At 49.2% G+C, this 8,112-nt stretch carries 6 protein-coding genes; 5 read left to right on the forward strand and 1 reads right to left on the reverse strand.

Features of this window, described 5'->3' with window-relative positions; genetic code table 11:
* The first annotated feature begins 137 nt into the window (after nucleotides 1-137).
* Nucleotides 138-959 (forward strand): alpha/beta hydrolase, encoded by an 822-nt coding sequence (locus VIM72_RS00055; protein ID WP_332000827.1) that lies wholly within the window; start codon nucleotides 138-140, stop codon nucleotides 957-959.
* 56 nt (nucleotides 960-1,015) lie between these two features.
* Here the strand turns inward: VIM72_RS00055 and VIM72_RS00060 are convergent, their stop codons facing one another.
* Nucleotides 1,016-1,648: an ankyrin repeat domain-containing protein gene (locus VIM72_RS00060; RefSeq protein WP_332000828.1), complete on the reverse strand. Its 633-nt coding sequence runs from the start codon at nucleotides 1,646-1,648 to the stop codon at nucleotides 1,016-1,018.
* Nucleotides 1,649-1,713: 65 nt separating this feature from the next.
* Here VIM72_RS00060 and VIM72_RS00065 point away from each other — a divergent pair, with 65 nt between their 5' ends.
* The 4 genes from VIM72_RS00065 to VIM72_RS00080 all read left to right on the forward strand — a co-directional run.
* A complete protein-coding gene (locus VIM72_RS00065) occupies nucleotides 1,714-2,268 on the forward strand; it encodes a sigma-70 family RNA polymerase sigma factor (protein ID WP_332000829.1) in 555 nt (184 codons plus the stop codon).
* 73 nt (nucleotides 2,269-2,341) lie between these two features.
* Nucleotides 2,342-3,385: a FecR family protein gene (locus VIM72_RS00070; RefSeq protein WP_332000830.1), complete on the forward strand. Its 1,044-nt coding sequence runs from the start codon at nucleotides 2,342-2,344 to the stop codon at nucleotides 3,383-3,385.
* 85 nt (nucleotides 3,386-3,470) lie between these two features.
* Nucleotides 3,471-6,632: a TonB-dependent receptor gene (locus VIM72_RS00075; protein WP_332000831.1), complete on the forward strand. Its 3,162-nt coding sequence runs from the start codon at nucleotides 3,471-3,473 to the stop codon at nucleotides 6,630-6,632.
* Between the two features lie 17 nt (nucleotides 6,633-6,649).
* A partial coding sequence (locus VIM72_RS00080; RefSeq protein WP_332000832.1) for a RagB/SusD family nutrient uptake outer membrane protein occupies nucleotides 6,650-8,112 on the forward strand: 1,463 nt, incomplete at its 3' end.

An 8,112-nucleotide genomic window follows, 5' to 3' on the forward strand; every position in this document is an offset into this window, starting at 1 on the left:
TGTTATTTTTTAGTGTCTAATGAACAACCATATCATTTCCCGTGTTAGAAAATATCGTTCGGAAAAGGCATATGATGTACACTTTGTGCTTACACCGACAGCGCCTCTTTAATCATTAAAATTTAAATCTAAAACCAATGAGTACAATCAAAGTAAAAGACGGTACGGAGATCTATTACAAAGACTGGGGAACCGGGCAACCTGTTGTTTTTCATCATGGCTGGCCTTTATCTGGCGACGATTGGGACGGGCAGATGATGTTTTTCCTGCAGCAGGGATTCAGGGTGATTGCTCATGACCGGAGAGGACATGGAAGATCCACCCAAACATCGAAAGGCCACGATATGGACACCTACGCTGCAGATGTGGCGGAACTGACCAAAGCGCTTGATTTAAAGGATGCTATCCACGTGGGGCATTCAACAGGTGGAGGAGAAGTGATCCGCTATGTAGCCAAACACGGTAAAGGACGGGTGGCAAAGGCGGTGCTCATCAGCGCGGTAACGCCCATCATGGTAAAGTCTGATTCCAACCCGGATGGCGTGCCATTATCTGTATTTGATGAGATCCGCAATAATACGGCTACGCAAAGAACACAGTATTTCCAGGATTTTACCATACCTTTTTACGGCTATAACCGGGAAGGAGCAAAGATCTCACAGGGGGTGAGAGATAACTGGTGGCGCCAGGGCATGATGGGCGCCATTACAGCGCATTACGACTGTATCAAGGCTTTTTCTGAAACTGATTTTACAGAAGATCTTAAGAGCGTGGATATTCCTGTGCTGGTACTGCATGGGGAAGATGACCAGATTGTACCATACCCGATTTCCGCTCCTAAAGCCGCAGCTTTGTTAAAGAACGGCAAACTCATTTCTTACCCGGGATTTCCGCATGGTATGCCCACCACGGAAGCTGCCACGATCAATAAAGATCTGCTGGCTTTCTTTAAGTCCTGATGTTTATGCCGGATAGTATAGTCAACGTCATGCCTGCGGGTATGACGTTGACATTTTTACTTTAACAGTTGAGCCCACTCTACATCTTCTTCATCAAGAAACGCTAATGGAGCATCTCCGTCTATATTGGGAATGGTTTTATCGGCGCCTGCGGCTACCAGTAACCGGGCGCATTCCAGCTGGTTACGCCTGTTTTCCGGACCTCCGTGTTTGAACCCATGGATCGCCCACAATAAGGGTGTGCCCCTGAAATCGATACAGCGTTTATCAATAGCCGCTCCTTCCTGTATCAACCTGTTTACCAGCAGATCGCTGCCTGTCCAGGCAGCCCAGTGCAATGCCGTGCCTCCATGGCATCCGGCATGGTGGATATCAGCGCCGCTTTCTATGTACAGTATGCCCGTTTCGTCTGCATGCAGGCTGGCAGCTGCGGTTAGCGGTGTATCTGCTTTTTCTGTTAGCTCATTGCCGTTAACGTTGGCCCCGTATTCCAGGAATATCTTCGCCATTTCAACGGCTTCTTTGTCGGTGAAAGCATGGGAAAACACTCCGTCGCAGATCCGGTGCAAAGGATGGGCTTTCGTGGTATTGACGTCATCGAAGGGAATACCTTCATTAGCCAGTGAGGGATTTTCAGAAAGCGCTTTCCTGATTCCTTCATAATCTTTATTGGTAATCAGTTCTTTCATGCTATATTTATTATCTCTGAAAAATACCTGTTATTTCTTTAAATTAGGTCCGTAAAATCTACGTTGTGAATATTATAGCTGCTTTGAAGCAAGGTAATTTACTGGTATTTAACGAGGTATACCATTCCTGCCATAAAAGGATCTATTATTTTATTCTCCGCAAAACCAAATCATCTTTTCTCGCTGAAGAAGTTACCCAGCTTACCTTTATCAAATGCTGGAATTACCGCGAAAGTCTTACCGACGAATTGGATATTACCATCCAGTTATTCAGGATAGCCCGTACCACGCTGATCGACCAGCTTCGTAAAGATACTGTTTACAAAGAGAAGGTAGTTCATGTGATCGATAAATATACGCTGCCGGCCGATGAGGTATGGGAAAGGCTGGGGGAGAAGGAGCTACGGCATAAATTGGCCCATGCCCTGGAAGAGATGCCGCCCATGCGGCGCAAAGTGTTTGAGATGAGCCGGTTTAAAGGCATGACTTACCAGCAGATAGCCAGTGAACTTTCCTTATCGTCCAGAACAGTGGAAGCCCATATTTTCCAGGCTGTAAAGCAGATCAGGCATTACCTGGGCGTAATACTGCCCCTGGCAGGGTGGCTTTTATACTTTTGAAAATATTTTTTTCACCGGACTAAGTACCCGGTCTTTCACAAACGTATTATTTATTTATCAGCCGTACGTTATCATGATAAACGACGAATTAATTGAGCGGTTCTTTGCAAATCAATGTACCCCTGAGGAAGCCCGGCAGGTAACCCGTTACCTGGAGGAGCACCCGGAAATACTGGAAAAGTATCTGCCGGAAGAAGAATTCCTGGAGTTACATAATGAAGGCGATATCCCTGAAGCGGTATCGCAGCAATGGCTGAACAACATTCACCAGCAAAGCAATGCGGTGAGAAATAAAACGAAATGGATTAAACGCCTGGCTATCGCTGCAGCGGCAGTGGGTTTGATTGTGCTGGCCTCCCGGCTGATGATAAAGCCTGCACAGGAACAACCCCTTGCCGGCAATGAGCCAAATGTTATCATCCCGCAAAATCAACAGGCGCAGCAAACGAATAATACCAATAAGCCAATGGCTATTGTATTACCGGATGGATCTGTGGTGCAGTTACTACCGCGGGCTGCCATTACCTATCATAAGCTCTTTAGTGAGAACAGGAATATTTATCTCACGGGAGAAGCTGACTTCACCGTTGTTCCCGATAAAGCGCATCCCTTTACTGTGTACAGCAGCGAGCTGCATACAACAGTGCTGGGCACTTTCTTCCATGTGAAGGCATTGCCCGGGGAAGATATGATCAGCGTAAGGCTGCATACCGGTAAAGTGCGGGTAAGTATTGATACAAAGAAGAAAACAGAAGCGGTAGTATTAACGCCCGGTAAAGAATTACGGTATAACAGGAAAACAGGCGCCTCCAGTTTACTGGCTTTCAACACAGCCGGCGCTGCTGATGTAATGGTAAAAGCCGGTAACGGCAACCAGGCCCATGTAAAACCGGATTGGTACAAATTCAATAACCAACCCATGACACAGGTGCTTGACCAGTTAAGTAATTACTATGGCGTTGCCATTTATTATTATCCTCCGGATGTTACCGACATTTATTTTGATGGCAAATTTGAGAATACCGATTCCCTGGATAAAATACTAACCGACCTGACCTTGCCTAATAACCTGAAATTGATAAGAAACGACAGTGGATTTATAATCAAACGAAAATAATTCAACAACTATAGTTTTATTCTGCAACAAGGCGCAAAGACGCCCGGGGACTGTCATGCCCTGTACTTAAAAACACGTTCCAGTTATGAATACGTTTTATCGACCAGATTTACGGCTGTTGCCGCTCCTTGCCTTGTTTTTTCTATCCCTGCCCTTTGCCTTGTATGCCCAGCATGCCCGGTTACAGGTAACCGGCACGGTGCGCAACGAACAGGGGGAACTGCTGCCCAATGCCTCTGTAGTGGCATTGAATGAAAAAACAAAATACACTGCTGGTGTAGTAACAGACAGCAATGGTATTTTCCGCTTTTCAGGGCTGCCCCAGGAAGGCAGGTACCTGTTCAGCATTTCCTACATGGGCTATGAAACGCAGCAGTTAAACAGCGTGGCGCTGAAACCCGGCGCCACCTTAACACTGGCGGTGCGGCTTATCAGGACCGTTGCGGCCCTGAACGACCTGGTGGTGATTGGCTACGGTACCGCCAGGCGGAAAGATGTGGCCGGTTCTTTCAGCGTTGTTTCCGTAAAGGAAGCCGGCGCCGTGAATGCCACCAATCCTTCCCAGTTGCTGATCGGTAAAGCTGCCGGCGTACAGGTACTGCAAAGCAGCGGCGCCGCCGGCGCCGACGCGCAGATCATTATCCGCGGTACGGGCAGTTTTACAGATATCAATCCCCTGTATGTAATAGACGGTATCCAGGGAACAAAGAATTTATTTAATACGCTGAACCCGCAGGATATAGAAAGCATCACTGTCCTCAAAGATGCTTCCTCTACTGCTATTTACGGATCTGCCGCAGCCAATGGGGTGGTGATCATTACCACCAAAAGAGGCAAGGCCGGCCCGCCCAGGGTAAGCTTCACTTCCCAATGGGGCGTTGCCAAAGCATGGAAAAAACTGGACCTGCTGAATGCCGCCCGGTATGTGGATGCCTTGAAAGACCTGGCGGCGACAAAGAACGCGGTGTTGCCCGCCAAATTCAATACCCCGGCGGTTTTGCAGGATAGCACCGACTGGCAGGACGCCATTTTCCGCAACGCGCTGGTATCTGAAAATGACGTAAACATCAGCGGTGGCGGGGAAAAGGTGAACTATTCCGTATCTGCCACCTATATCAGCCAGAAAGCGATCTTAACCAACGCCACCAACAAGCGGCTGCAGGCACGCGTTGGCCTGGAAGAACAGCTGGGACGTTTCCGCTTTACACAAAACATCATCTTACGGCAATATGTATCTGATGGCAACTATGCCAGCATCCTCAACGCGATCAGGTATGCGCCTTATAAACCGGTGCTGGACCCGAACATCCAGGGAGGCTATTCCATTTTGTCCAATATTGAGGACTACAGCAATGCATCCAATCCCTTACAGGATATTGATCTGAGAAGCCAGACTACAAAGTCGCTCGCCTTTTTCCCACAGCTCTCCGGTGAAGTACGCATTATCAACGGGCTGAAATTCCGTTCACAGTTTGCGGCGGAAGTAAACTCTACCCGCGCCAACAGCTACCAGCAGCAGTACCAATCATCCAATTACCTGAACCAGGCGCGCCAGTCGACCCTCAACTTCACGGAGAACTCTTACTACATGCTGGAAAATTATCTTACCTATGATAAAACATTTAAAAAGCACCAGCTTTCCCTGATGGCCGGCCAGAGCTACATTGATCCGGGGATCACCAATGGTTCCAATGTGCGCGGTACCGGTTTGCCAAACGATAATATCACCAACGTAGGCGTAGCGCCTTCACAATCCGTTACAAGTACTTATTCCAACTATGCGCGCCCGTCGGTGATTTCTTATTACGGAAGGGCGGGGTATACCTTCGATGATAAATATGTGCTTACCGCCAGTTTCCGCAGGGATGGCGCTTCCAACTTCGGCGCCAACACCCGTTATGGAAATTTTGCTTCCGGGGGTGTGGCATGGAGTTTTTCGGAAGAAGCATTTATTAAACGCGCCCTGCCCGTTTTATCGAACGGTAAACTGCGCGCAGGCTGGGGACAAACCGGTAATAATAATATCCCCAACTTCCTGAACACTGCCAGAACTTACCAGGGCACGCCTGCCGGCGCGCTGGTGTATTCGTTCGGCAGCAACGAAACATTTGTTTCCGGCACCACCATTTCTACATTGAGCAACCCCGACCTGCAATGGGAACAAACTAATCAAACCGATATAGGGCTTGACCTGGGCTTCCTGGATAACCGGCTTACTATTACGGCCGACTGGTACAACCGCAAAAGCACTGGGTTGTTGGTAAGCACTTTTCTGCCTGCCAGTATTGGCGTGAGCACCACGGGTAACCAGCCGAAGAAAACCCTGAACGCTGCAGATGCCGTGAATAAAGGATTTGAGCTGATGATCGGTTACAGTGATAAGGTAGGTAAGAACTTTGGTTACAGCGTAAGTGTAAACGGGTCCATGAATCATAACGAGGTATTGTCGCTGGGAGCGCAGTTTTCCGCCCCTATCCAGGCGGGCGCTTTTGATCCCGTGCCAGCCACTACCTATACCGCCGCAGGCAGCGCTATTGGCGCTTTCTACGGCTACCGCAAGGATCACGTGGCGCGCGATGCAGCAGAAATAGCCGCGCTGGATGCTGAAGCTGTAAAGAAAACAGGCAATGCCAGCGCTAAATACCAGGATGGCCTGCTGCCCGGTGATTTTATTTATAAAGACCTGGATGGCGATGGCAAGGTAACCGCGAAGGACCAGGAAATCCTGGGAAACCCCATCCCTAAATATGTTTACGGGTTCAATGCAGCGGTTACTTATAAGAACTTTGATCTGAATATTGTTATCTCCGGTATCAGTGGTTTGAAGCTGCTGAACGGGTTGAAGTTGAATACAGAGATGATGGCCACCGGCCATAATGCATCCACCGCTATCCTGGACAGATGGCGCAAACCCGGCGATGAAGCGGCGTTACCGCGACTGGGACAGAATGCTACCGGTAGCGGTAACCTGCGGCCGTCCGACTGGTGGCTGGAAGACGGCAGTTACCTGCGCATGCGTAATATCACTATTGGTTACAACGCGCCCGTTGCAATGCTCACTTCCCTTACCAAAGGCACTATTAAATCCTTACGCATTTATGTGGCCGCACAAAACCTGTTTACCATCACTAACTACACCGGGTACGACCCTGAAATAGTGGGCGACTATCTCTTTGCCCGTGGTATAGACCAGGGACAGGTGCCGCAGCCAAGAACATTCCTGGGTGGTATTCAACTAGGGTTTTAATTTTTAAAAAGAATTTTATGAAGACATATATTTTTCAATTGCTGCTTATCGCCGGGTTGATCACCGTTAGCACCGGGTGTAAGAAATCGCGCCTGGAACTGGTAGACCAGAGCGCCTATGCCTATGATACTTACTTTACAAACACCGCTGCCCTCAACCAGGCTACTGTAGCCAGTTACGCTACTTTGCTGCACCCGGGGCTATGGGCCAGGGAATACTATTTTATTTTTGACCTGCTGGGAAATGAAGCCAAACGCGCCAGCTTCCTGCTGGGAGCAGAACAGGAACTGGGCGATTACAGCTTTGGTACCAATAATGCCGATCTCTCTTTCCTGTGGGGCTCCTTATACCGCATGATCTTCCGTACCAACCTGGTGATCGACCGGGCGGCAGCCTGGAATCCCACTGCGGCGGCGGACCGTGCCAAAGTAAACCAGTATGTGGCGGAAGTAAAATTCCTGCGGGCGTATGCTTATTTTCACCTGGTTACTTTATGGGGAGATGTGCCTTTGTATGTTGACTACCAGACTACGGTCAACAATAACTACCTGCCCCGCAGCTCCGCTGCAGCCGTGTGGAACCAGATAGAAAAAGACCTCACAGAAGCGAAGGCTACTGCCGAATTGCCGGTAGCCTATTCCGCCTCTGAACTGGGCCGCGCTACCAAAGGCGCTGTTACGGCATTGCTGGGAAAAGTATATCTCTACCAGAAAAAATGGGGCCCTGCACAAACCGAACTGCAGCAACTCATGGCCGCCCCCTACACTTATAAACTGGCGCCTGTATACGACAGTCTTTTCTCCATTGCGAACCAGAATACGCCGGAGAACATTTTCCAGATCATGAACCAGCAATGGACAGATTGGGGCGTAGGATCGCCTTATTATATGTTTGGCAACGGCGCAGAACAGGTAGGTAAGCAAACGCATTCCGGCCGGGCTATGGAGTATGGCTGGAACGACTGGAAAAATGTATACATCAGTAATTCCTCCGTGCGTGCGTTCACGTATGCCCACCCGGTGAGCGGGCTGCCTTATACAGATCCCCGCGCTAAATCCACGTTTTATGGCACTGCTGCATCCGGTGGCGATACAGCGTATTGCCAGCAATGCGCTTCCGGCGCAAAGCCTTATCCCTTTGATGCCACTGATCCGCAGGGCGATTTCCGCTGGAAGAAGTATGAATATTATAATCTCGTAGAAAAATACGGCGATCCCAAAAGCCCTGTTAACGGGCAGGTGATCCGCCTGGCAGACGTAATGCTCATGCTGGCTGAAGCCTATATCCAGCAAGGGAACACAGGTAACGAGCCATTGGCGCTGATTGACAGTGTGCGTTCGCGTTCCGGTGCTGTTTTATATAATTCTTTGGGAGATAAGAATAATGCCATGAAGCTGCTGATGCGCGAACGCCAGCTGGAGTTGTGCGGGGAACAGTGCCGTTACTTTGACCTGATCCGCTGGGGCATTGCCAAACAAAC

It is taken from the genome of Chitinophaga sp. (genome assembly GCF_036569185.1).
Classification (GTDB): Bacteria; Bacteroidota; Bacteroidia; order Chitinophagales; family Chitinophagaceae; genus Chitinophaga.